This window comes from Pseudoneobacillus rhizolycopersici (assembly GCF_054786815.1).
Genome location: NZ_JBTOOE010000014.1, coordinates 1 through 21,893, shown reverse-complemented (window position 1 = coordinate 21,893; position 21,893 = coordinate 1). Strand labels below are relative to the sequence as shown.

General features: G+C 39.6%; 19 protein-coding genes. 4 read left to right on the top strand and 15 right to left on the bottom strand.

Annotation, left to right across the window (positions count from 1 at the left end; genetic code table 11):
* Positions 1 to 9 precede the first annotated feature (9 nt).
* The 3 genes from ACX9YW_RS14460 to ACX9YW_RS14450 form a co-directional block, all read right to left on the bottom strand.
* Complete coding sequence (locus tag ACX9YW_RS14460; RefSeq protein WP_460347577.1) at positions 10 to 495, bottom strand: flagellar protein FlgN; 486 nt, start codon at positions 493 to 495, stop codon at positions 10 to 12.
* A gap of 15 nt (positions 496 to 510) precedes the next feature.
* Positions 511 to 789 carry a flagellar biosynthesis anti-sigma factor FlgM gene (flgM, locus tag ACX9YW_RS14455; protein ID WP_460347575.1) on the bottom strand — a complete coding sequence of 93 codons (279 nt, stop codon included), beginning with the start codon at positions 787 to 789 and terminating at the stop codon, positions 511 to 513.
* Positions 790 to 996: 207 nt separating this feature from the next.
* Positions 997 to 3,114, bottom strand: coding sequence for an EAL domain-containing protein (locus ACX9YW_RS14450; protein WP_460347573.1), 2,118 nt, complete (start codon positions 3,112 to 3,114; stop codon positions 997 to 999).
* Between the two features lie 236 nt (positions 3,115 to 3,350).
* Here ACX9YW_RS14450 and ACX9YW_RS14445 point away from each other — a divergent pair, with 236 nt between their 5' ends.
* The gene (locus ACX9YW_RS14445; protein ID WP_460347742.1) at positions 3,351 to 4,160 is read left to right on the top strand and encodes a C39 family peptidase; all 810 of its coding nucleotides are present in this window, start codon (positions 3,351 to 3,353) and stop codon (positions 4,158 to 4,160) included.
* Positions 4,161 to 4,797: 637 nt separating this feature from the next.
* The gene (locus ACX9YW_RS14440; protein WP_460347571.1) at positions 4,798 to 5,802 is read left to right on the top strand and encodes an LLM class flavin-dependent oxidoreductase; all 1,005 of its coding nucleotides are present in this window, start codon (positions 4,798 to 4,800) and stop codon (positions 5,800 to 5,802) included.
* Between the two features lie 46 nt (positions 5,803 to 5,848).
* Here the strand turns inward: ACX9YW_RS14440 and ACX9YW_RS14435 are convergent, their stop codons facing one another.
* The 4 genes from ACX9YW_RS14435 to ACX9YW_RS14420 form a co-directional block, all read right to left on the bottom strand.
* Positions 5,849 to 6,520 (bottom strand): GNAT family N-acetyltransferase, encoded by a 672-nt coding sequence (locus tag ACX9YW_RS14435; protein ID WP_460347569.1) that lies wholly within the window; start codon positions 6,518 to 6,520, stop codon positions 5,849 to 5,851.
* On the bottom strand, positions 6,521 to 7,192 hold the full coding sequence (locus ACX9YW_RS14430) for a GNAT family N-acetyltransferase (RefSeq protein WP_460347567.1): 672 nt from the start codon (positions 7,190 to 7,192) through the stop codon (positions 6,521 to 6,523).
* Positions 7,193 to 7,207: 15 nt separating this feature from the next.
* Positions 7,208 to 8,080, bottom strand: a complete 873-nt coding sequence (locus tag ACX9YW_RS14425) for a carbon-nitrogen hydrolase family protein (protein WP_460347565.1) — start codon at positions 8,078 to 8,080, stop codon at positions 7,208 to 7,210.
* A gap of 117 nt (positions 8,081 to 8,197) precedes the next feature.
* A complete protein-coding gene (locus ACX9YW_RS14420; protein ID WP_460347563.1) occupies positions 8,198 to 9,091 on the bottom strand; it encodes a LysR family transcriptional regulator in 894 nt (297 codons plus the stop codon).
* A gap of 120 nt (positions 9,092 to 9,211) precedes the next feature.
* On the opposite strand from ACX9YW_RS14420, the gene ACX9YW_RS14415 reads away from it, so the two are divergent.
* Positions 9,212 to 10,255 carry a YeiH family protein gene (locus ACX9YW_RS14415; RefSeq protein WP_460347561.1) on the top strand — a complete coding sequence of 348 codons (1,044 nt, stop codon included), beginning with the start codon at positions 9,212 to 9,214 and terminating at the stop codon, positions 10,253 to 10,255.
* A gap of 72 nt (positions 10,256 to 10,327) precedes the next feature.
* Here ACX9YW_RS14415 and ACX9YW_RS14410 read toward each other — a convergent pair whose 3' ends face one another.
* The 7 genes from ACX9YW_RS14410 to ACX9YW_RS14380 all read right to left on the bottom strand — a co-directional run bounded on the left by ACX9YW_RS14410 (position 10,328) and on the right by ACX9YW_RS14380 (position 19,324).
* Positions 10,328 to 11,233 (bottom strand): alpha/beta fold hydrolase, encoded by a 906-nt coding sequence (locus tag ACX9YW_RS14410; protein ID WP_460347559.1) that lies wholly within the window; start codon positions 11,231 to 11,233, stop codon positions 10,328 to 10,330.
* A 53-nt stretch (positions 11,234 to 11,286) separates the two neighbouring features.
* Complete coding sequence (locus ACX9YW_RS14405; RefSeq protein ID WP_460347557.1) at positions 11,287 to 11,754, bottom strand: MarR family winged helix-turn-helix transcriptional regulator; 468 nt, start codon at positions 11,752 to 11,754, stop codon at positions 11,287 to 11,289.
* A gap of 456 nt (positions 11,755 to 12,210) precedes the next feature.
* Positions 12,211 to 12,879 (bottom strand): ABC transporter ATP-binding protein, encoded by a 669-nt coding sequence (locus tag ACX9YW_RS14400; protein WP_460347740.1) that lies wholly within the window; start codon positions 12,877 to 12,879, stop codon positions 12,211 to 12,213.
* Complete coding sequence (locus tag ACX9YW_RS14395; RefSeq protein ID WP_460347555.1) at positions 12,879 to 14,522, bottom strand: ABC transporter permease; 1,644 nt, start codon at positions 14,520 to 14,522, stop codon at positions 12,879 to 12,881. The genes ACX9YW_RS14400 and ACX9YW_RS14395 overlap by 1 nt, the downstream gene beginning before the upstream one ends.
* A complete protein-coding gene (locus tag ACX9YW_RS14390) occupies positions 14,522 to 15,604 on the bottom strand; it encodes a Fe(3+) ABC transporter substrate-binding protein (protein WP_460347553.1) in 1,083 nt (360 codons plus the stop codon). Before ACX9YW_RS14390 ends, ACX9YW_RS14395 begins: the two co-directional genes overlap by 1 nt.
* Before the next feature lie 156 nt (positions 15,605 to 15,760).
* Complete coding sequence (locus ACX9YW_RS14385; RefSeq protein WP_460347551.1) at positions 15,761 to 18,868, bottom strand: MMPL family transporter; 3,108 nt, start codon at positions 18,866 to 18,868, stop codon at positions 15,761 to 15,763.
* Positions 18,869 to 18,871: 3 nt separating this feature from the next.
* Positions 18,872 to 19,324 (bottom strand): MarR family winged helix-turn-helix transcriptional regulator, encoded by a 453-nt coding sequence (locus ACX9YW_RS14380; RefSeq protein WP_460347549.1) that lies wholly within the window; start codon positions 19,322 to 19,324, stop codon positions 18,872 to 18,874.
* Positions 19,325 to 19,609: 285 nt separating this feature from the next.
* Here ACX9YW_RS14380 and ACX9YW_RS14375 point away from each other — a divergent pair, with 285 nt between their 5' ends.
* Complete coding sequence (locus tag ACX9YW_RS14375) at positions 19,610 to 19,810, top strand: hypothetical protein (protein ID WP_460347547.1); 201 nt, start codon at positions 19,610 to 19,612, stop codon at positions 19,808 to 19,810.
* Between the two features lie 25 nt (positions 19,811 to 19,835).
* Here the strand turns inward: ACX9YW_RS14375 and ACX9YW_RS14370 are convergent, their stop codons facing one another.
* Positions 19,836 to 21,098, bottom strand: a complete 1,263-nt coding sequence (locus ACX9YW_RS14370; protein ID WP_460347545.1) for an MFS transporter — start codon at positions 21,096 to 21,098, stop codon at positions 19,836 to 19,838.
* Positions 21,099 to 21,893: the final 795 nt, after the last annotated feature.

Below are 21,893 nucleotides of genomic sequence, written 5' to 3'. Positions count from 1 at the left end.
TTTTAATATTTAAACTTTTGCATCTAAAAGACTGGCATATCGATTGGTGTTATTCGGCCCGTAACCAATGGCCGGTTCTTTGCGGACGAACATTGCGATAGAGTATTGAATGTAGGAAAGAGAGGTTTGGATTAATTGCTGATTACTCTCATTCAATAAAGTAATGTCCTCTATTAATTCTCGGAGCTGTTTAGCAATGAATTGTAACCTATTTTTTAAAGGCTCAACCATTTCAAGCTGAATCAATTCTTCAAGAGAATAATTTGAAACCTTAAGCCCCTTGGTCATAATATATTTCTGTACAAATTGCATTCTTTGTTCTTCGAGCTTTTGAATTTTTTCCACACATTCGCCTTCACGGAGCATAATCGTTTGAAGACTTTCTAAATGACCTTCAACAAGGATGGTTCTTTTTTCTTTTGCTATATCGAGTAATCTCTTATGAGTTTCTACCTGTTGGTTCAAGATATTAATAACTGCCATTATAGAATCCATGATTTAGTCAGTCTCCTATTTTGAATTGCTTTTCCAGAAATCCAACATCTTATCAGCAATCTTACTGCTATCAACCTTATAGGTTCCTGATTCAATCTGTTGTTTTAATTCCTGAATCCGATTTTGCCGTTGGGTTTGCTCTGACATCATTGTTTGTGAAATTTCCCGCCCAAGTGTGGAGATTTTCACATCATCTGATACGTTTAATGGTTTTTTAGGTGTATTAGCTATATTTGAACGGTTCTGTTGATTTTGATAGGAATATAGACCATATTTCATATCGTTGATTCTCATATTACGTACCTCCTTAACTCTATCTGTATTTTCGGTTATTTTAAAAGTATGATTACTAAAAGAACATATTTATCCTATTATTTTATCAAATTTGTCAATATCTTTCATTAACTTTACAGGATAAAAATTATGAAAGAAAATCCAACTATTACGTTTAATCGGCATATTTTTTTAAAAGTTTAGGATTCCAAAAAAAATGAAGAACCACTACGGTTCTCCAAGCTGCATCTCATACTGATTTTTGGAATTATGCCAATTCCACTTCTGAAGTAATTCGTTTATTACCTCATAAGGAACTGGCTTACTAAAGAGGTATCCCTGTAAATCAAAGCATTCGATTCCTTCTAGGAAAGACATTTGGCTTTCAAGTTCTACTCCTTCTGCTATTACACCGATTCTTAAACTTTTTGCCATTGTCACAATCGTTCGAATAATTGATTCTTGATTGATATCTACATCGATATCTTGAATGAAGGATCTGTCAATCTTCAATTTTCTAATTGGAAGCCTTTTCAAATAACTTAAGGAAGAATACCCTGTTCCAAAATCATCAAGTAAAACATCAATTCCTAATTCTTCTAATAATCGAAGTTTGATTGTTAAATCTTCTAAATCCTTCATAACTGTACTTTCAGTAATTTCAATTTTTAAGTAGTTAGGGTTAAACCCTGTTTCATTTAAAATATTTAACAAATCATTTACAAAATGCTTTTCCTCGAATTGTTTGGCAGAAACATTGACTGAAATATACATGGAAGTAAACCCTTTATCATGCATCTGCTTTCCATGTGTACAAGCTGTTCGAATAATCCATTTTCCAATAGGAATGATAAGTCCTAGATTTTCGGCAATCGGGATAAACTCTACCGGTGAGATATTTCCAATTTTCGTGTGGTTCCAACGTAGCAACGCCTCTAAACCAACAATTTCTTGTGCTTTCACGTTAATGATCGGTTGGTAGTGAAGGCTAAACTCATCCTTCTCCAATGCTTTCAATAAACTTTGTGCAAGTTCCATAGTCCTGCCAATATTCTTTGTCATTTCTTTTCTATAAAATTGAAACGTATTTTTTCCATTACTTTTCGCAAGATACATCGTATAGTCTGCTTGTTTCAAAAGGTCTTCTGGATTCAAAGTGTGATCAGGGTAGATACTTATCCCAATACTGGCTGTTAAGGTATAATCATGACCGGTTAAATGTAAGGGCTGAGTGATGGTCTGAAGTAACCTTTTGGCTGCAAGTTCCACATCTATTATGTCATTTATTTCTGTAAGGAGGATAGTAAATTCATCTCCACTTTGCCTGGAAACCACATCAGTTGGGCTTAAACAATCAACTAGACGTTTTGCAATAATTTGTAAAATTCCATCTCCAGTCTTATGACCAAGTGTTTCATTAATTAATTTAAAATGGTCAAGATCAATGAACAAAACTGCCATTTTCTTTTTAGTTTCCTCAGCTAACTCAATTGCTTCCTTCATCAGTGAAAAAAACTTTCTTCGATTGGGAAGTTCTGTTAATGTGTCGTGAAATGCTATAAACTTCAATGATTCTTCTGCTATTCGTTGTTGACTAATATCAATCACAATACTATCCATTCGAATTAATTCTTTTTCATCATTGAAGACAGGAATTGTGCTTGATCGTACCCACTTTATTTGACTATCAGCGTTTATAATCCGATACTCACCCTTGACGGATTTTCCATCCAATAGTTTTTGATTAATATTTTCTAATATATTTATATCATCTGGATGAATCATTTCTTGCAAAAATAAAGGTTTATTTCTAAAATTCTCAACAGCATACCCAAATATTTTTTCGCAATTCGTGGATATTGGGTTAATCTGAGTGGTTTCAGGGGTAAAGGAACAAAAACAAACATCAATCGAATTTAATATATTTATAAATTGGTTTCTTAAGATTTCAACTTGTAATTTATCTTTATTATCATCTTTACTATCTTTGGCGAAGCAAGCAATCCTAATCAACTTTTGCTCATCCAAGACTGGAAATGCCGATATTATCAAATCAATCTTTTCACATTCTTTAGTAACAATGTTAATATTGAATGTTTCTTTTTTTCCCTTTACTATTTTACCAAGAGTACTCTTAACATCCTTAATATCCTCCTCATTAACAATGGAAGTGAAGGATTGTTTTAATAGTTCATCCTCAGAAAAACCAGTTAATCGACAGACAGATTCATTGACGATAATAAACTTTCCTTTATTATTTATTACAAAAAAAGCATCAATATTTTTGTCAAAATGGGTATTATAAATACTCGAAAAAAACACTTCGTCGTGAAGGTAATTTTTCATAAAGAATCACCTCCTCAAATTATTTGTCAAGACAGTTAGTCTATTCTTTCTTATCGGTAAGAAAATGAAAAATGTTTAGAAAAACATAAATATTTATCTCAAAAGTCTAATGACTCTTATTCATTATTTGTACATTGTAATTCTTCGAAAATAGGTTATTATTAAATTATGGTGCTCAGGCACCATTTTTTATTTTACTTAACTTCTAGAGTGGTAGGAGGGAGTTATTTTTGAAAATGTTTTTGACGATTGGTATCACCGCTTTGTTTGGTGCAACGGTACTGTTCCTTGGGTTCTACTGGGACTACTTGCCTTTTCCTACGTCTCAACCAACGATTGAACCTGTTAAGGTAGCAACCAGTAGAGATACAGCACCTGAACAACCATTTTCCACTGTGGCAAGCAAGCCAATTGAAGCGCAAATGCCAGAGCCTCCACTGCCAAAACCAATTAAACTACCCGAAAAAATCGTTCTGGATGTACCACTTTTAAAACAAATGGATGCACCAAGGTTATATAATGGCTGCGAGGTTACTAGTTTGGCAATGTTGCTAAATTTTCACGGCGTCGATGTGACGAAAAATGAGCTCGCTGATAAAATAAAACGCGTTCCACTAAAGTATAAAGACGGCAAATACGGCAATCCGAATGTTGGCTTTGTCGGAAATATGGAGGATGGACCTGGGTTAGGGGTTTATCATGGACCTATTTTTCAACTAGCTAAAGCCTATGTTGGGAAGCGTGCCGAAGATCTAACTCATCAATCCTTTTATTCTTTGATAAAAAGTGTTGCCCAAGGTGAGCCAGTTTGGGTGATAACCACTTCATCATTTTCACAGGTCGCCCCGCTGCAAACCTGGAAAACGCCGCAAGGACCAGTTGGTGTGACTTTTAAAATGCATAGTGTCGTGATGACGGGTTATGATAAAGACCATATTTATATCAATGACCCATACGGCGGGAAAAATAAAAAGGTTAATCGGAACAATTTTGTGAAGGCATGGGAGCAAATGGGTTCTCAGGCCATTGTGTTTCATAAAGAGTAGGCAGAATCCTGTGGGATTCTGCCTTTTTTATGTGCTTTTTTTGTGTGGGTGGATGGGTAGGTAGCTGATGAATCTTTCCTGTGACCTCCAAGTTTGAGAATGACTTTGACGTTGTTATTCCTAAAATTACCCATGACCTCCCAGTTTGGGAATGACTTTGCTGATGTTATTCCCAAACTTACCAGCGACCTTCGTGTTTAGGAATGACTTTGCTAATGTTATTCCCGAACTTACCTATGACCTCTGAGTTTAGGAATGACTTTACAGATGTTATTCCCAAACTTACCTATGACCTCTGAGTTTAGGAATGACTTTGCTAATGTTATTCCCGAACTTACCTATGACCTCTGAGTTTAGGAATGACTTTGCTGATGTTATTCCCAAACTTACCGGCGACCTCCGAGTTTAGGAATAACTTTGCTGATGTTATTCCCAAATTTACCTACTACCTCCGAGTTTGGGAATGACTTTAAAAATGTTATTCCCAAACTTACCAGCGACCTCTGGGTTTGGGAATAACTTTGAAGTTGGTTTCCTAATCTACCTCTTTGGATATTAAAAGCCAAACATTTTGATACACTAAATATTATTGCTAAAATAAAAGGGTAACTAATGATTGTGAAAGTGGTGACGTAACATGTCGTCTTTAAAAGATATTCGTTTTTCTATCTTGGATCTTGCTCCGATTACGGTTGGTGGCTCTGCAACCGAGTCCTTGCGCAACACGCTAGATTTGGCACAACATGCTGAAAAATGGGGCTATCACCGTTTTTGGCTTGCTGAGCATCATAATATGCCTGGAATCGCGAGTTCAGCAACCTCTGTTGTGATCGGTCATGTTGCAGGAGGAACGAAAACCATTCGAGTTGGGTCTGGTGGAATTATGCTCCCAAACCATGCGCCACTTGTCATTGCTGAGCAATTCGGTACTTTAGAAAGCCTCTATCCAGGTCGAATTGATTTAGGCCTTGGTCGTGCCCCAGGGACGGATCAATTAACAGCTCATGCATTACGAAGAGATCGCCGAAGTGATGGGCAGGATTTTCCGGAACAGCTTGCTGAACTCCGTGCTTATTTTGACCCGAGTTTAGCTAGCGGCAGTATCCCTGTTCGCGCCATTCCAGGTGAGGGTTTGAACGTACCAATTTGGTTGCTCGGTTCAAGTGGCTTTAGCGCCCAATTGGCTGGGCATCTGGGGTTACCATTTGCATTTGCAAGTCATTTTTCACCGGAATATACGATTCCAGCATTAAATTTATACCGCCGGAGTTTCCGTCCATCCGAGGCATTAGATAAGCCATATGCAATGGTTGGGGTGAATGTAATAGCGGCGTACAGCGATGAACGGGCAGAATTTTTAGCCACATCGATGCAACAAACATTCTTGAACTTAGTTCGTAACAAACCGACTCAACTCCAGCCACCAGTTCAAAATATGGATGAGCTATGGAGCGCTTATGAAAAATCAGCATTAGAAAAACAACTCGGCTCATCCATTGTGGGTGGACCGACAAAGGTGAAGCAAAGATTGGAGAGATTCCTAGCCGAAACAGAAGTCGATGAAATGATCGTCAATGCGATGATCTATAACCATCAGGAACGGCTTCGCTCATTTGAAATTGTTTCAGAGTTGGTAAAATAAAAAAACAGCAGCGACGACGAAATTTGTCTGTGGCTGCTGTTTTTTTTTATAATGGTAATAAAGCAACTGATTCTTTGGACTCTAACCCTTCCACCATGTCATACCATGCCTGTGGCTTATTTGGTAGCACGGTGTAATAGCGTTTTAGAAACGCCACGATTAGGGAGGTTTCTAATTGGCTGTGGTCTGCCTCCATCGGTAGGAAGCAAAGGTCCAATCCTTCCACCGCTTCGCCATCATTGTTCCAGGATGGGTGAACGTACGGGAAGTCTAAGCGTTTGTAGCCTAAATGGGACAATACTTCGCGACGAACATACGGGTCCATTGGCTTAACGCCACCAAATTCATAGTGGTCTACTCGGTATGGATCGTAAATTTCCGCGAACATGCCTTTTAGTCTTTTACCATTAGCAGTGGCTAAAGCTTGTAAATCTTCAGCACGCTTACTTGCTAAAAATGCGCCAATTCCAAGACCTGCTTGGCCGATGATGGTAAAATCAGTCATCGCGACATTAAAATCTTCGTAGTAACGGTATTCGGTCGCTCCGATCACTTTGCCCTCATGAACGGCCACAAACACGCGGATGCCTGGATCCTCGAGCGGCTCCTTCCAAAGCGCATATTCCAACACTTCCTCTGCTGGAAAAACATCTTGCATGAGCTGATGCATTTGCGCAAACAAAGAATCTTCAATATTCGTGATTCTTACATATTCCATTTACTTTTCCCCCTTAAACGGATTTTTCCATTCCATTAATGTTCCATAATTCAAGGATTCTTCATCCTCTAAATAGTTGGCGACCACTTTTACAGGTGTGCGACCACAGCGCATTAAGAAGGTAATGACAGGATCCTTTATGTCACCACGCAAAACCGCAGCCAGGTACTCCTCGGCGGACATCGACGCAGCATGTTTATGATAACCGGGCATTCTGCCGCCGCCAAGCAAACGATCGAGACCTAGTTGCACGACAACATTATACATGGAGAGCATTAACCATTTGCCAAGTCCCAACTTTCGAAACTTTGGACGAACGCTGATATCGACCACATACAATGTGTTACCGTCCGGTTTGTGGTTGCGGATGTAGCCATTATCGGTGACTTCCTCCCAAGAATGGTCGGGATTCGCCGGGTCAAAATCGACGAGCAATCCCGTCATGGAACCGGCGATTTCGCCGTCAACTTCAATGCATAAAGCCCCATCCGGAAAAAGTGTGACATGGTTTTTCAACTGCTCTTCATTCCACCATAATTCTGATGGGAACGGTGGAGGAAAGCTTTCTTGTTGGATTAAAATTAAGCCGGGAAAGTCCTGTACCTGATAATTTCGAATGACAGCCGGGACTGGCCGGTCACCGTCGAAAACGAAAAACTCTTTTCGATACATGCCTCAATGTCCCCCTTACTTAGAAAACTCCTCTTTTTCCCAATCCGGGTAAAGATCGCTGCGGCGGTCACGCCATGTTGTGACCGAACCACTTTTACGAACTTGATATAATAGCTCTAGATTTAGATCAGCGGTAACAATCATGTCCTGGTTGATTTCCCCTTGAACAGCGATGCCTTCTGGCGGGAACGGGACATCGTTTGGTGTGATTACAACAGCCTGACCGAAATTTAAACGCATAAAGTCAACGGTTGGAAGTGCGCCAACGGTTCCTGTTGTCACAACATACACTTGATTTTCAATCGCACGGGCATGGCTTGTATAACGAACGCGGTGGAATCCATGACGATCATCCGTGCAGGAAGGACAGAAAATCACGTCAGCACCCTTTGCCTTCGCGATACGAACAATTTCAGGGAACTCAATGTCATAGCAGGTTAACATCGCGATCGTGCCTTTTTCGGTTTGGAAAACTTCAAGCCCTTCACCTGCCGACATATTCCACTCATTCACTTCGGTTGGGGTAATGTGAAGCTTTGCCTGCTCTCCGACCCGACCATCTGGATAAAATAAATGGGCGACATTATAAAGCTTGTCCCCTTTTTTAATCACATGGGTTCCACCAATAATGTGCATACCGTATTGCTTAGCCAGTTTACTAAACAATTCACGATACTGTTCGGTGTACTCCGGTAGTTCATCAATTGTCAATGCCCGACCTTCCTTACCAATCGACATTAATTGAGTCGTAAAAAACTCCGGAAAAAGAATAAAATCGCTGCTGAATTCGGCAGCCGTTTTCATATAATGCTCGACTTGATGAGCGAACTCTTCAAAAGAGTGAATCGTATGTAAATGATATTGGACAGCAGATACGCGAAGCTGCATCGTAAATCCCTCACTTTCCTAAATTAATACATTTATTATAGATGAATGATCCAAAATTATCACTAAAGGCAACTCAAGTGTTTATTTTAGAGGGATTTCCAACTATTGTAAAACTCTTCAACCATCACATAGTGCCTTGCTTTCTCTTAATAGTTCTAAAAATACGTTTAATGCTTTTGTCTGGTATGGAGACCTTAAAAGAACTGAAAATTTCCGTTTAATTGGAAGTCCCCTCACATTTAAGACGGTTAAAGCTCCTATTGAACGTTCTTTACGAATCGTCCAGTAAGAAAGCAGACTAATACCAAGGCCGGCTTCTACTGATTCCTTAATGAGTTGGGTACTTCCAAATTCTAATCTTTTCTTCGGAGTCATTTCAAATAATCGGAACATTTTCTCCGTTACTTCCCTAGTTCCAGAACCATTTTCCCTGATAATCCATGTTTCTTCTGCTAAGTCCAATAGGTTAATTTCTGCATTTGTTTGTGCCAATCTATGTTTTGGTGAAGCCACTAGAAACATAGAATCTTCAGCAAAAGGTTCGATGACTAGATTTTTATCTTTGAATTCCCCTTCCACAATTCCGATATCTAATTGATGCCCCAGTACTAAGTTTGCTACTTCCTTTGTGTTCGCGATCGTAATGGCAGGAGTAATCAATGGATAGTCCTCATGCATTTTTGCCATAATATGTGGCAAAACGTATTCTCCAAATGTATAGCTTGCACCAATTGCAAGAGGTCCACTCGCCTTGTTGGTTAGATCATCTATTAAATAATGCATTTTCTTATATAGGCCTAATATCTCCTTTGCGTGATGATAGACAATTTCTCCAGCTTTATTAAGCTTTACGAATTTATTGCTGCGATCCAACAATTTTGTCCCCATAGTACGCTCAAAAGCTTGAATATATTGGCTTACTGCAGGTTGTGTCATATGCAACTCCTCTGCCGCACGTGAGAAGTTTCCCATTTCAGCTACCTTAACAAAGACATGTAAATGTTGATCCATTGTTATCAACCCTTTTTCCGTTTATTTCTTATTATATGATTTTACTTATGATAAGCATCATAAATATTTATTTTTCTTATGAATAGAAAAGAATTATTCTTAGGATAAGGTGGTGTTGAGATGGAAGCGCAATACGCTAGAGCAAATAAAGAACCCATTAATCCCAAGAAAAAATCTTTAGCTTTTGGGAAATGGATTGGTGGAATCGGCTTTACTTTTATCATTGCCTCACTAGGCTATCTTTTGGCAAAAATGCCTGGATTTGATCATGTCGGTCAATTAGCATCCGCGATTGTGATTGCTGTCTTGTATCGGCAATTTTTTGGTTATCCTGACATCCTCCGTTCGGGTATCGTATTTTCTTCGAAAAGATTGTTACGGGTTGCCATTATTTTATATGGACTAAAGCTCAATATTGGAACGGTGTTACAGGATGGTTGGGGATTGCTCATTCGAGATACTGGAGTAATACTCTTTGCTATTTTGGTAACGGTGTGGCTAGCTCGATTGTTGAAGGCGGATAAAAACATTTCACTTCTTCTTGGAGTCGGAACAGGAGTGTGTGGCGCTGCAGCCATCGCAGCCATTGCGCCCATCATTAAATCAAAAGATGAAGATACGGCTATAGCAGTAGGCATTATTGCTTTAGTTGGAACCATTTTTGCGATTTCTTATACGATATTACGGCCCTTCTTACCGTTGTCTGATGTCGAATTTGGCATTTGGTCAGGAATCAGCTTGCATGAAATTGCCCACGTTGCCTTAGCTGCAGCAACAGGCGGACAAGATGCGCTTGCGACAGGTTTACTTGCAAAATTAGGCCGAGTATTTTTACTTGTTCCACTGTGCTTCATTTTTATTTACATCATGAAAAGAAATGGATCTAGAGAACAATCTGAGACTAAGGTTGAATTTCCATGGTTTCTAATCGGTTTCATTTTGATGAGCGTTATTGGAAGTTATCTTCTTGGCCCAGCTATTCCCGTACCAAAGGTATGGATGGATGGTATTTCAAAGCTTACTACTTGGTGTTTAACAGCAGCAATGGTTGGACTCGGATTAAATGTAAGTCTGAGGGATCTCCGTACGAAAGCATTAAGACCGTTAATCGCAATGGGGATTACTTCAATCTGCCTCTCTATATTAGCTTATTTTATTGTCTAAAAATAACTGTCCCATGAGAGTAAATATGGTTTGGGTACAGAACAATCGGTTCTATACCCTATATTCCCTATATTAAAGGGCTGTCTTTATTAGTTTTTCTTCATGATCGATGATCGTTTTTAAAATGTTCTCCCATGTTTCTTTATCTTCAGTCAGAAAATGACCGGCCCCTGGAATATAGTGAGTTTGACAATTAGCAATGGTTGGGGCGATTTTTTTGATCTCTTGGGTTGGCGCCATTGTATCTTCTTCACCATGCCAAATATCAATAGGAATTTCAATATCAGATAACGAGAAACCCCATGGTTTTGTAAGTAAGGCTGGTTCATTGACGCACTCATCTACTGAGACTCGGAAAGCCTCTCCTAAATGCATCATCGTCCCTTTCAACTGCTCTTCGGTTTGTAAAAATTGGCGGTCCCATTCGTGTAAGTGTTTGTTACCTTCTTTCATTTGTTTCATAAACTTTTCTGGGTGCTGGTGGATCAGTTTCTTTTGGGCACGGTAACTCGCTTTTAAGAGCCAAGGTAATCTTCTTGCAAGAAAAAAGGCAATTTTGTTTGCTCGCATCTCACTTTTTGGAGCTTTTCCGTTCTCCCATGGAGTTGTACTGGAGACCAAAGCCACTGTTGTCACCCGATTCGGTAGCTTGTAAGCACAGGCGGCTGCAAAGGCTCCACCTCCAGAAACGCCAATAATCGAAAATTTATCAATGCCTAGGTGATCAGCTACTTCCTTCACGTCGTCTGCCCAATCGAGAACAGTCCGGTTCGGCTTCTGGGTAGAAATTCCAAAACCAGGTCGGTCTAAGGAAATAAGCCGGATTCCCAATTCCTTGGAGGTTTCATCATCCTCTAAAAACAGCAATCTTGACCCTGGGGTGCCGTGGAAAAACATGACTGGAATTCCGTTTGGATCACCATATTCGATATAACCAATTTTTCGACCATCGTTTAATTGCACTGTTAAATCTTTCATATAGGTTAGCCTCCTTAATAATTAACTTTACTTAAATATTAAATAAAAAAAATTTATTCCTTCTCTGTTTGGGCTTTTAGCGCAATATGGTATAGCTTTTCATGAATGTCTAATAGTTTTTCTAAATCCTCTTGGGGCAGCTCAGCATAATACTTTTCGATGATATAAAGCTGGTTTCGATCGACCATTTCGTTGTATTGCTGTCCTTTTTCACCCATGTGAACGATGATTTCACGACGATTGTCCGGGTTGATTTCGCGCTTTACGTAGCCTTGTTTCTCGAGTTTCGAAATTAATTGGCTAGCCGCACTGGCGGTAATACCAAAATAATGCGAGATTTCGTTCACCGTCCGATTTTCGGTGCGAAGTAGTTCCAGTATGACCTGTTGTTTAGTCGAGAGTTCCGCATATTCATCGGTAGTTAGGTTTTTATAATCTTCTAGGAAAAGTGCGCTTAAGGCATTAGAATAATCAATAATCTGGCTGCAAATTTTGGCTGTTTTTGAATCCAATTCGATCACCTCTTATGACTTTATTATAAACGACGGTTAATAGTTAAGTAAAGTTAAATGTTAAATTACTTTAAGCGTTTTTTTGAAATGCATGGGTTTAATTGAGAGTTGGGCATATCCTGGAAAAGTTGGGCATAAAGATAGAAACTTGGGCATTTATTTAAAAAGTTGGAAATAAGTTACGAAAAGTTGGGCATATATCTGAAAAGTTGGAAATAAGTTGCGAAAAGTTGGGCATATAATTTTTTAGTTGGGCATATCGGGGGAAAGTTGGGCATAAAGCGTAAAAGTTGGGCATTTATTTTTAGAAAGATCTCAGATTTTATACCATTTCTTCTAAAAATTGCTGAAATTTAGCTAAAAGGTTGCCCTTTTTGGGTAAAAGCTATAAAACTCACGTTATTTTCCTTCAAACTTAAGCAAATCACAAAAATAAAAGCAGGTTCCTCATAGGAATCTGCTTCTTCATATGACTTTTTCTTTTCGAGTCGGTGTCTGCCCTATAACGATGCTACGGTCACAAATGGATTCAATGTCTTTGTGATCGTGGGAGACAATAATGCAGGTCATATTGGCCTTTTTTAAAATATATTGAAGCTCTTCACGGATCGATTCCTTTAGGTCGGCGTCCAAATTACTAAACGGTTCGTCCATTAATAGGACGGTTGGTTTCGGTGCTAAGGCACGTGCTAAGGCTACCCGCTGCTGCTGTCCACCACTTAGTTCGTGGGGATATCGTTTTTCGAAGCCTCTCATATGAACAAGATCAAGCATTTCCTCCAGACGGCCTTGCCGTTCTTTTTTAGGCAGTTTGGAAAGCCCGAACAAAATATTATCCTTTACGGTCATATGTGGAAACAGAGCGTAATCTTGAAAGACCATGCCAACTCCGCGGTCCTCGGGGTGAATAAAGAGTTTATCCGTCACGACAGGCTGTTGGGCGATTTTAATCCAACCTGCACTTGGTAGTTCTAACCCGGCAATAAGACGTAGCAACGTGCTTTTTCCACTGCCGCTCGAACCTAGAATACCGACAATTTCTCCCTCGCGAATCGAGAACGAAAAATCGTTGATGACATCTGGTTGTTTTTTGGAAAACGAAAAACAAAGTTTGCTTATCTCAACAATATTCATCATTTATTTCTCCTTTCAATCCATTGAAAGACCACAACCGATAAAATGCTGATGGCAATAATCATTAACGATGATACTGATGCTTCATGTATACGCTCGTCTTTGGCAAATTGAAACGTTTTAGTGGCCAAGGTTTCAAAATTAAACGGCCGTAAAAGTAAGACTAATGGTAGCTCTTTGCATATTTCAACGAAGGTTAGAATAAAGCCGCTCAATAAGGCTCCTTTAATCAAAGGTAGATCAATCCGAAAGAAGGTTTTCGTCATACCTAAGCCCAACATTCTTGACGCCTCACTAAATTTAGCACCCATTTTTTCAAAACCGACTTCAACAGCATTATACCCTGTCGCCATAAATCGAATGGTATAGCCAAAAATCAACATCGAAATCGATAAACTTAAAACAAGTGGGGCGTTGCCTAATCCCATAGCCGAATACACAGGAGCTAACCATTTATCCAGGGATATGAACAAGGCTAGAACGCCTATTGCGATGATGGCTCCAGGAATCGAATAGCCTGCGGTCACAATTTTTGCCAAAACAAATGAGATGGTCGATTGTTTCCGGCAAACATTGGCGACAATTACGGCCACGATGATAATAATCGCGCTCGATATCACCCCAATAAATACGGTGTTGCCCAAAAGATCAAGAAAGGTTTCATTCCACACTTTTACAAAGGTTAATTTCGCCCAGGAAACAAGCTGGATGACCGGGATCAAAAATCCCACTAATAATATAATGCCACAATATAGACTTGCTAGCAGTGCCTTCATGCCAGTTAGTTTCACCGGCGAGATTGGTCTAGACTTTGTACTAAGATTATACCTCCGACGACTGCGAAGTAATCTTTCGAGAAAAAACAAACCAACGACAACGACCATGAGCCAGGCGGCAAGTCTTAAAGCGGTATTGACATCATACATGCCAAACCATGTTTGAAAAATAGCCGTTGTGATGGTATGGATGCCAAAATAACTGGTTACTCCATAGTCACTTAATACTTCATACACCACAAGTACCGTTCCTGCCACAATTGCTGGCCGTGAAAGAGGGAGAATGACCTTAAAGAATAGTGCCAAAGGCTTGCTACCAAGCAGTCGTGCATTTTCAATAAAGGCCGAGCTTTGATTTTCTAAAAATGGCCGAGTGATGAGATAAACATATGGAAACAAAAAAATCGTGAAAATAAAAATCGCCCCGCGCAGTGATGATACTGCCAGTAACTCTGGGTCAATTTGATAATCAAACTGATTTCGAAGTGTTGTTTGAACGACTCCGGTGTAACTTAACATCGTACGATAGGTATAGGCACCAATATACGGAGGAATGGCAATTGGCAGAATTAAGCCCCAACGAAAGAATTTTTTCAATGGAAAATCGTAAGCCGCCACTAGCCAAGCTAAAGTTATACCTAGAAAAGCGGTGAACAATCCTGTTAATCCCACTAGAATGAACGTATTTGCCACATATGTTTTCAATAAATATTGGCGGACCTGGTACCAGTTTTCATTCGGTTCTTGAAATATGGAGAATAAGATGAAAAGGAGTGGCAGTAACACGACCGCCGCTCCAATAATACTAATAATCCACCAGCCGTTAAGTTCCTTACGAACGAAACGTTTGATCTTTTTCGGATTCATTACTTCCAGCCTACTTTGTTAAAAATTTCAAGTGCTTTTGCATTATGAGTTCCTAATGTATCAAAGTTTAACTGTTGTGCTTTAAAATCGCCCCAAGATTGCAGTAATTCTGCTTTCGCTGCTTCTGGGTTTACTGGGAATTCATAGTTGTTCGCTGATATATATTCTTGTGCTTCTACGCTAGTCATATACTCGATTAGTTTAGTCGCATTTTTTGGATGTTTTGCATGTTTGGTTAAGCCAATTCCGCTAATGTTAATATGAGTACCTGTCGTTTCTTGGTTCGGGAAGAACACACCGATGTTTTCTGCCACTTTGACTTCTTCAGAGTCCTCAGAATTCAACATAAGTCCTACATAGTACGTATTCATGATGGCTACATCACCAGTACCTGCTGCAATCGCTTTTGCCTGGTCGCGGTCACCGCCATCTGGCTGGCGCGCAAAGTTTTTCACGATACCTGCTGCCCACTCTTCGGCTTGTGCTTCGCCGTTTAATTCAATAAACGAAGCTAAGAGTGATTGGTTATAAAGATTCGTTGAGGATCGCGCTAACACTTTTCCCTTCCATTTGTCAGTTGTCAAGTCCTCATATGTAGACAATTGATCAGGCGTTACTCGGTCTTTGGAATATACAATAACACGAGCTCTAGTAGCCATTCCAATCCACTTATTTTCTGCATCACGAAGGTTTTCCGGTACATTTGCTTCCACTACTTCTGATGATACCGGCTGTAAGATGTCATTTTTCTTCGCGTTGGCAAGGACACCACCGTCAACGGTAATGAATAGGTCGGCTGCTGTGCTTTCACCTTCACGCTTCAGACGTTCAATTAATTCTTCAGCTTCTGCTTTTACTACATTAACAGTAATACCTGTTTCTTCTGTAAACTTTTTGAAGACTTCTTCGTCAACAGGATAGTGTCTAGCTGTAAATACATTGACAACTTTTTCTTCGGTGTCTTCTTTCGGTTCTTTTTTGTTATCAGAGTCCGAGGCGTTATCGTTTGCCCCACAAGCTGCCAAACTTAATACTAACATGATACTTGCTAAAATGGTAATCCATAATTTTGATAATTTCATATTGTTTAACCCCCATATATTACCTGAAAATGATAATTATTATCAATCACATTCTCATTCTAATTGAGTATCATTCTCAAGTCAACTATGTAAATGAAATTTTTGTGACAAAATAAAGAACGTCCCCTAAAGGAGACGTTCTCTTAATCTTCTAATCTAAACTCGTTTAAACGGCCACCAGTTCGCATTGCCGAAATTTTTTACCATGACTGGTATGAACATCGGTAGAACCACGAAGGTGTATAAAAATAATCCTACTAATACAATACTTGCAATCTGTAAAAGTGACAGCATACCTGATGGCATCATCGCAGCAAACGTACCACCAAGGATTATCGCAGCAGAGATAATAACCGTGCCCATCTTTTTCATCGAAATAAACATGGCCTCACCGACTGAGAGATCTTTATATTCGTTAAAACGATCCATTAAGAAAATACTATAGTCGACACCAAGCGCCATCAATATAACGAAGCCGAAGAATGGCACGGCCCAACTTATGCCGGTATAGCCAAGGATGTCAACGAAAATGGTTTCATTGATACCCATTGATGTGAAATACGTTAAAATCAGTGAGCCAATAATATAGATTGGCATGATTAAAGAACGGAAAAGGAACACAAGGATGATCGAGATTCCGACTAACATTAACACAACGGTACGAGAATAATCCTCTCCTGAAACAGTACGTAAATCGTTATTCACACTTGTCATTCCACCTACCGCGACTTTGGCATTTTCTAGTTTCGTGCCCTTTGTCGCGCGTTCTACAGCTACCTTCACATCTTCAATTCTGTCAATGGTTTGATTGGCATATGGATTGGATTTAAAAATGACATCTAGCGTCATAATCTTGCGATTTTCAGATAAATAGACATCTAAAGCTTGTTCAAAATCCTTACTTTCAAGAACTTCTTTCGGCATATAGAAGCTGTCGCTTGTTGACTCTGTTAGTCCGCTCAAATAGTCTTTCGCTGAGCCAAGCCCTTCCGAAACTTTATTTAACCCTTCAGAACTTTGCCCAAGTCCTTCGGTTAATTGCGTTAATTGACCGCCTAAGTCACCAAAACCAGCAAGCAATTGCTTTTGGCCATTGTTGATTTCACCTAGTCCGCCAGTCAACTTTGGCATGTTTGAAACGATTTGACCTTGACCATCTGCTAACTGATTAAGTCCAGCTTGTTGCTTTTCGATACCGGCGATTAATTGCTCAAGACCGCTAACAAGCTCTTGCCCACCGTCGTTAGCTTTTGCAAAACCAGTATTTGCTTGCGTCATTCCACCATTCAATTGCGTTAGACCAGCATTTAACCTATTTAAGCCTGAGGAAAGTGGTTCCATCTGTTGTTGAAGCGTTTGTATGGTTCCTTTTACTTGTTGGTATGCCATCTCGCCTTCAAGGCCTTGGAACTTCCCTTCTAAATAGGTGAAGTTTTCATCCTTAATTTGTTTTAAAGCATTATTTAATGCCGTTAAACCATTCCCTACTTTTGTATATTCGTTTTCAAGATTAGCGAGATTGCCTCTAATGTCTTGGTAGCCTTTTAAAAGTTGCTTATAACCAGCTAACAACTCTTCTGCTCCAGATTTAGCATCGGCTAAACCTTTTTTGAGTTGATCCGAGCCGACTGAGCCTTGGCGAATCCCAGCTTCAATTTTTGCAAGGTTTGTATGAATTTCCGTTAGCCCATTTTGAATGTCGTTCGTTCCAGTAATTAGGTCGTTGATGCCTTTGGTGGCATCTTCAAGTTGTGGAGCGGATTCCGATAATTTGCTGCCCGCTTCGTTTAAGCCTTCGCTAATTTTATCAAGACCTTCTTTTCCTTGGCCAAGCCCTTCCTCCAAGGTTTTTGCTTGATTGGCAACAAATAATTCTTCAATTGGTTCACCTGTGGGTCTAGTAATAGATCGAACAGTATCGACATAGTCAACCTTTTCTAGCTCCTGACTAATTTTTTCAGCAAGGCCGATGTATTCAACAGAGTCCATTTTTTCATCATTTTTTAAGACAATCTTAGTCGGCATTGATTCACCCGCACGAAAAGACTCGGCAATCGCGTTAAACGCTTTAATCGAATTGACGTCACCGCTAATTTCTTCTAATTGGTTAAAAGAAATTTTACCATCATATTTAATCAAGAATGGTACACAAACGATGGCAACAACGAGTAATGCTAGGATTGGACGCGATAAGGAGAAGTTTCCGAAAAATGCCCAAATCTTGCTATCGCCATGCTCCGCTTTCGCTTTCGATGGCCAGAAAATTTTCGAACCTAAAATGGCCATGAAAAACGGCACAATCGTGAACAAGGCGATTAATAATAGCGCTACACCAACTGCAACAGCCACTGCTGACTGATAAAGAATAAATTTCGAAAACCCAATTGCCGCAAAACCAATCATGACGGCAACACCGCTGAAAAAGACGGTACGACCAGCATTCCGATAGGTTTCGACGATGGCTTCCGGAATGCTGTTCTGCCCGGCAAGCTCTTCTTTAAAGCGACTTAACAGCAGGATACAATAGTCGGTTCCAATACCGAATAGAATAGCGACTAAGAAAATTTGCGTATAGTTTGAAATTGGAAAGTCCAGCCGATCAACAAGTATCGCGATGATTGACTGTGCCCCAAGATACGAGAAACCCACTGTTACTAATGGGATAATCGGTGCAATCGCTGAGCGAAACACTAGTAATAAAACGACAAGGATAAAGACAACGGTAATTCCCTCAGTTTTTTTCAAGCCCTCTTCAGAACTTTTCATCAAATCTTCGCTAATCATCCAACCGCTTGTATAGTAGTGGTCAACTTTCGCATCATCGATGGCTTCGTATAAAGCATCGCTTACCTCGGTAGCAGTCCGTCCTTTAAAGTCAACCGTAACAGAAGCGAGGATTGACTTGCCGTCTTTCGAAACGAGCTGGTCTGCTAAGCTCTTTTCGTTGAAATGGCTGATCATTTCCTTAATGCCAAGCTCGTCTTTTTGGTTTTCTAGCTTATGGATGGCATTTTCAGCCTCTTTGATTTCGGTTGCTGTTAGTTTTTTATCATTATGAAAAACTAATGCCACCTGAGACCCATTGTCAGATTTCACTTCGTCCATTATTTCTTGTGCTAATGTCGAAGAGTATCCTTCCGGCACTTTTATTTCGCCTTTTTCGCGGACGAGGTCGGCCATATTAGGGGCAACCATGAACAGTCCAACGACAATGGCAATCCAAGCAATTAGAACAAGCCATTTATTTTTGATTATTGCATTCACTGCCTATTCCTCCAATTTGTAATTGATTAGAATTCCATTTAATTTTTCAAACGTGTCTAGAAATTGTTTGATTTCCGTTTCGTCAAACTGAGTAATTAAGGACTCGACGAGGTGATGGATTCGTTGTTCAGCCTTCTGATACAGTTCCAGCCCTTTTTCGGTTAACGTCAAATAAACAACTCGACGATCCTTTTCATCTCGAGTTCGTTCGATAAGGCCTTTTTCCCAAAGCCGTTGAATGATGGCGGTGATGGCGCTTTTTTGCACATCAAATACCTCCGCTAATTCTGAGGATGTGCAAGTCTCAACCTGATTGATATAGCGAAGGGTGAAATGTTGATCATTGGTAAGGTCACTGCCAATTTGCTCTTTGACAAGGGCGCCGGCCTTTTTCTCAACCGAATGGGAGACATTGATGTAGCGATTGACCAAATCGGCAATTTTTGCTTTAGACATAAAAATCTATTCACCTCACTTCGTGTTTATTCAATTATTTAATAGTTCATCTATTTAACTATTTACGGATTTAACTATAATCAAATCTAATGGGAAGGTCAATTATTTTATTTTTTGAAGGAATCGGTAATTTTAACAGGAAATTCTTATCGCCAAGGGGAGCTTCCTAGCATTACATTTTAATTTGAGACATTTTGATTTTTTAGATTGGGAGGAAATGTCCGAATAAGACTAGACATCATACAATATGATTATTATAAACCCTTATAAAGAGGTGGTTTTTGAATGATCATTTTAAACCGAATGGCTCTATGTTTTGTGGTGTTTTTTTCCGTTTGTATGATTTTCAACACTTACTTAGGTGAAAAGCAGCAAGTTCAATCTAATTTCGTTTATTTTCTATTAAATGGCTTTGCTTATATTGTTTCAGCCATGGAAGTGGAAAGAGAAAAACATCTTTTGATTGAAAAACCACAGTCATACTAAACGACTGTGGTTTTTGTTTTTACAGTTATTCAACAGCTGCTTGAGCTGTTTGGTTTTCTTTGATTTTAAATAAGGGTACGACAAGAAGTGCTCCCAGTAAAAACAAAACACCTGCAACTAAGTAAACCCCAAATAACGTCAATGGTTCTTTTACTACACCTGTAGCTGACATGCCGATGACCATTAACCCCATAAACAACGGGTTCAGTACCCCATTTACGCGACCAACAAAAGCTTCCTCGGTATTCTTGAGAATCAACGTGTTAATCCCGATATGAATGCATGGGAAGAACATGCCGTTTAGTACTTGTAGAGCAATGGTTAAGGTCGCACTAGTTGACCAGCCAATGCCAACCGTAAAGAGCATGCTGGAAAAAATCCCGATGGCCAATAGCTTTTGCGGAGATATTTTTTTAGAAATGGTCATAACAATTCCACCGCCGAGCAGCATCCCGACCCCATTCGCCATGAGAATCCATTGAAGGAAATCCTTCGACTTCCCTAGGTTTTCCATCACCACGAAGATTCCAAGTGGGGAGATTAGTCCGACCGCTAAACCACAAACGGCGAACACCGAGCCCATCGTTTTTAAAATCTTACTATTAGTCACATAACGAAATCCGTCTGCAAATTCTTTTTTGAAATCATGCGCTTCGGTTTGTTCTTTCTCTAAATCTTTAGGAAGAACTAATAAAACCACTGCTGATAAAAGAAACATCGCACCCATGACGGAAATAGAGGTGTAGATTCCATATCGTTGGTAAACAAAGGTACCGATCATCGGACCGATGACCATAAAGATTGCCATTAACGATTGGAACATCGCCATTACCGATTGAATTTGTTCACCTGGCACATGTTGCTTCAACAGTTTCATCGCCGATGGCATGGAGAACTGTGATAAAATTGCTGACACTAGTGTCGCGAAGAAGATGGCATGCCATGAGCCGTAAATCAAGGCTAATAATACGATACCAATTGAGATGGCGCTGAGAAAGTCACACCAAATCATCGTGAGCTTCGGTTTCCATCTATCCGCAAAGGTTCCGCCAATAAAGGAAAATATGAAGATTGGCGCAAACTCGGCGACCGAAATCAATGACACGTAGATGGGGTCGTTGTTTGTGATGTCCGTTACGTATAAAAGAATCGCAAAATTCCGCACCCAAATTCCGAGTTGTAACAAGAAATTAGACGACATAATCGCCAAGACAGCTCGATTTGTAAAGATATTAGTTTTTGGGGCTGTTGCTGGAATCGTTGAGTTATTTAGATTGTTGGATTCCATAATTCAACTCCTCTCCGATAGGGGATTTATTTTACCAATAAATTTAATTTTGTTCAATATTTTGGACAAAGATTTCATTTGTACCAAAGGTTGTTTTCTTTGAGACGCCGTTTCATAGACATTTTGAGGTGTTGCTTGGTCATTTTGTCCATGAGATGCTGTTTCATAGACATTTTGAGGTGTTTGCTTGGTCATTTTGTCCATGAGATGCTGGTTCATAGACATTTTGAGGTGTTTGCTTGGTCATTTTGTCCATGAGATGCTGGTTCATAGACATTTTGAGCTGCTTGCTTGGTCTTTTTGTCCATGAGACTCCGTTTCATAGACATTTTCAACAGTTTGCTTGGTCATTTTGTCCATGAGACGCCATTTCATAGACATTTTGAGTAGCTTGCTTGGTCTTTTTGTCCATGAGACTCCGTTTCATAGACATTTTCAACAGTTTGCTTGGTCTTTTTGTCCATGAGACGCTATTTCATAGACATTTCTAGTAGCTTGCTTGGTCTTTTTGTCCATGAGACTCCGTTTCATAGACATTTTGAGCTGTTTGCTTGATCATTTTGTCCATGAGACTCCGTTTCATAGACATTTTCAACAGTTTGCTTGGTCTTTTTGTCCATGAGACGCTATTTCATAGACATTTCTAGTAGCTTGCTTGGTCTTTTTGTCCATGAGACTCCGTTTCATAGACATTTTGAGCTGTTTGCTTGATCATTTTGTCCATGAGACGGGAGTGTAATTTATTTTGTGTAAATGATTGAGTTACAGAATCTAAGACTATAATGAAATTATGTG

Bases quoted from the DNA above. Each gene is read 5' to 3' on its own strand.
- ACX9YW_RS14400 (WP_460347740.1), bottom strand. From the start codon at position 12,879: ATGAATATTGTTGAGATAAGCAAACTTTGTTTTTCGTTTTCCAAAAAA.
- ACX9YW_RS14430 (WP_460347567.1), bottom strand. From the start codon at position 7,192: ATGTATCGAAAAGAGTTTTTCGTTTTCGACGGTGACCGGCCAGTCCCG.
- ACX9YW_RS14380 (WP_460347549.1), bottom strand. From the start codon at position 19,324: ATGTCTAAAGCAAAAATTGCCGATTTGGTCAATCGCTACATCAATGTC.
- ACX9YW_RS14395 (WP_460347555.1), bottom strand. From the start codon at position 14,522: ATGAATCCGAAAAAGATCAAACGTTTCGTTCGTAAGGAACTTAACGGC.
- ACX9YW_RS14375 (WP_460347547.1), top strand. From the start codon at position 19,610: ATGATCATTTTAAACCGAATGGCTCTATGTTTTGTGGTGTTTTTTTCC.
- ACX9YW_RS14415 (WP_460347561.1), top strand. From the start codon at position 9,212: ATGGAAGCGCAATACGCTAGAGCAAATAAAGAACCCATTAATCCCAAG.
- flgM (WP_460347575.1), bottom strand. From the start codon at position 789: ATGAGAATCAACGATATGAAATATGGTCTATATTCCTATCAAAATCAA.
- ACX9YW_RS14450 (WP_460347573.1), bottom strand. From the start codon at position 3,114: ATGAAAAATTACCTTCACGACGAAGTGTTTTTTTCGAGTATTTATAAT.
- ACX9YW_RS14435 (WP_460347569.1), bottom strand. From the start codon at position 6,520: ATGGAATATGTAAGAATCACGAATATTGAAGATTCTTTGTTTGCGCAA.
- ACX9YW_RS14370 (WP_460347545.1), bottom strand. From the start codon at position 21,098: ATGGAATCCAACAATCTAAATAACTCAACGATTCCAGCAACAGCCCCA.
- ACX9YW_RS14445 (WP_460347742.1), top strand. From the start codon at position 3,351: ATGTTTTTGACGATTGGTATCACCGCTTTGTTTGGTGCAACGGTACTG.
- ACX9YW_RS14420 (WP_460347563.1), bottom strand. From the start codon at position 9,091: ATGGATCAACATTTACATGTCTTTGTTAAGGTAGCTGAAATGGGAAAC.
- ACX9YW_RS14460 (WP_460347577.1), bottom strand. From the start codon at position 495: ATGGATTCTATAATGGCAGTTATTAATATCTTGAACCAACAGGTAGAA.
- ACX9YW_RS14390 (WP_460347553.1), bottom strand. From the start codon at position 15,604: ATGAAATTATCAAAATTATGGATTACCATTTTAGCAAGTATCATGTTA.
- ACX9YW_RS14425 (WP_460347565.1), bottom strand. From the start codon at position 8,080: ATGCAGCTTCGCGTATCTGCTGTCCAATATCATTTACATACGATTCAC.
- ACX9YW_RS14410 (WP_460347559.1), bottom strand. From the start codon at position 11,233: ATGAAAGATTTAACAGTGCAATTAAACGATGGTCGAAAAATTGGTTAT.
- ACX9YW_RS14440 (WP_460347571.1), top strand. From the start codon at position 4,798: ATGTCGTCTTTAAAAGATATTCGTTTTTCTATCTTGGATCTTGCTCCG.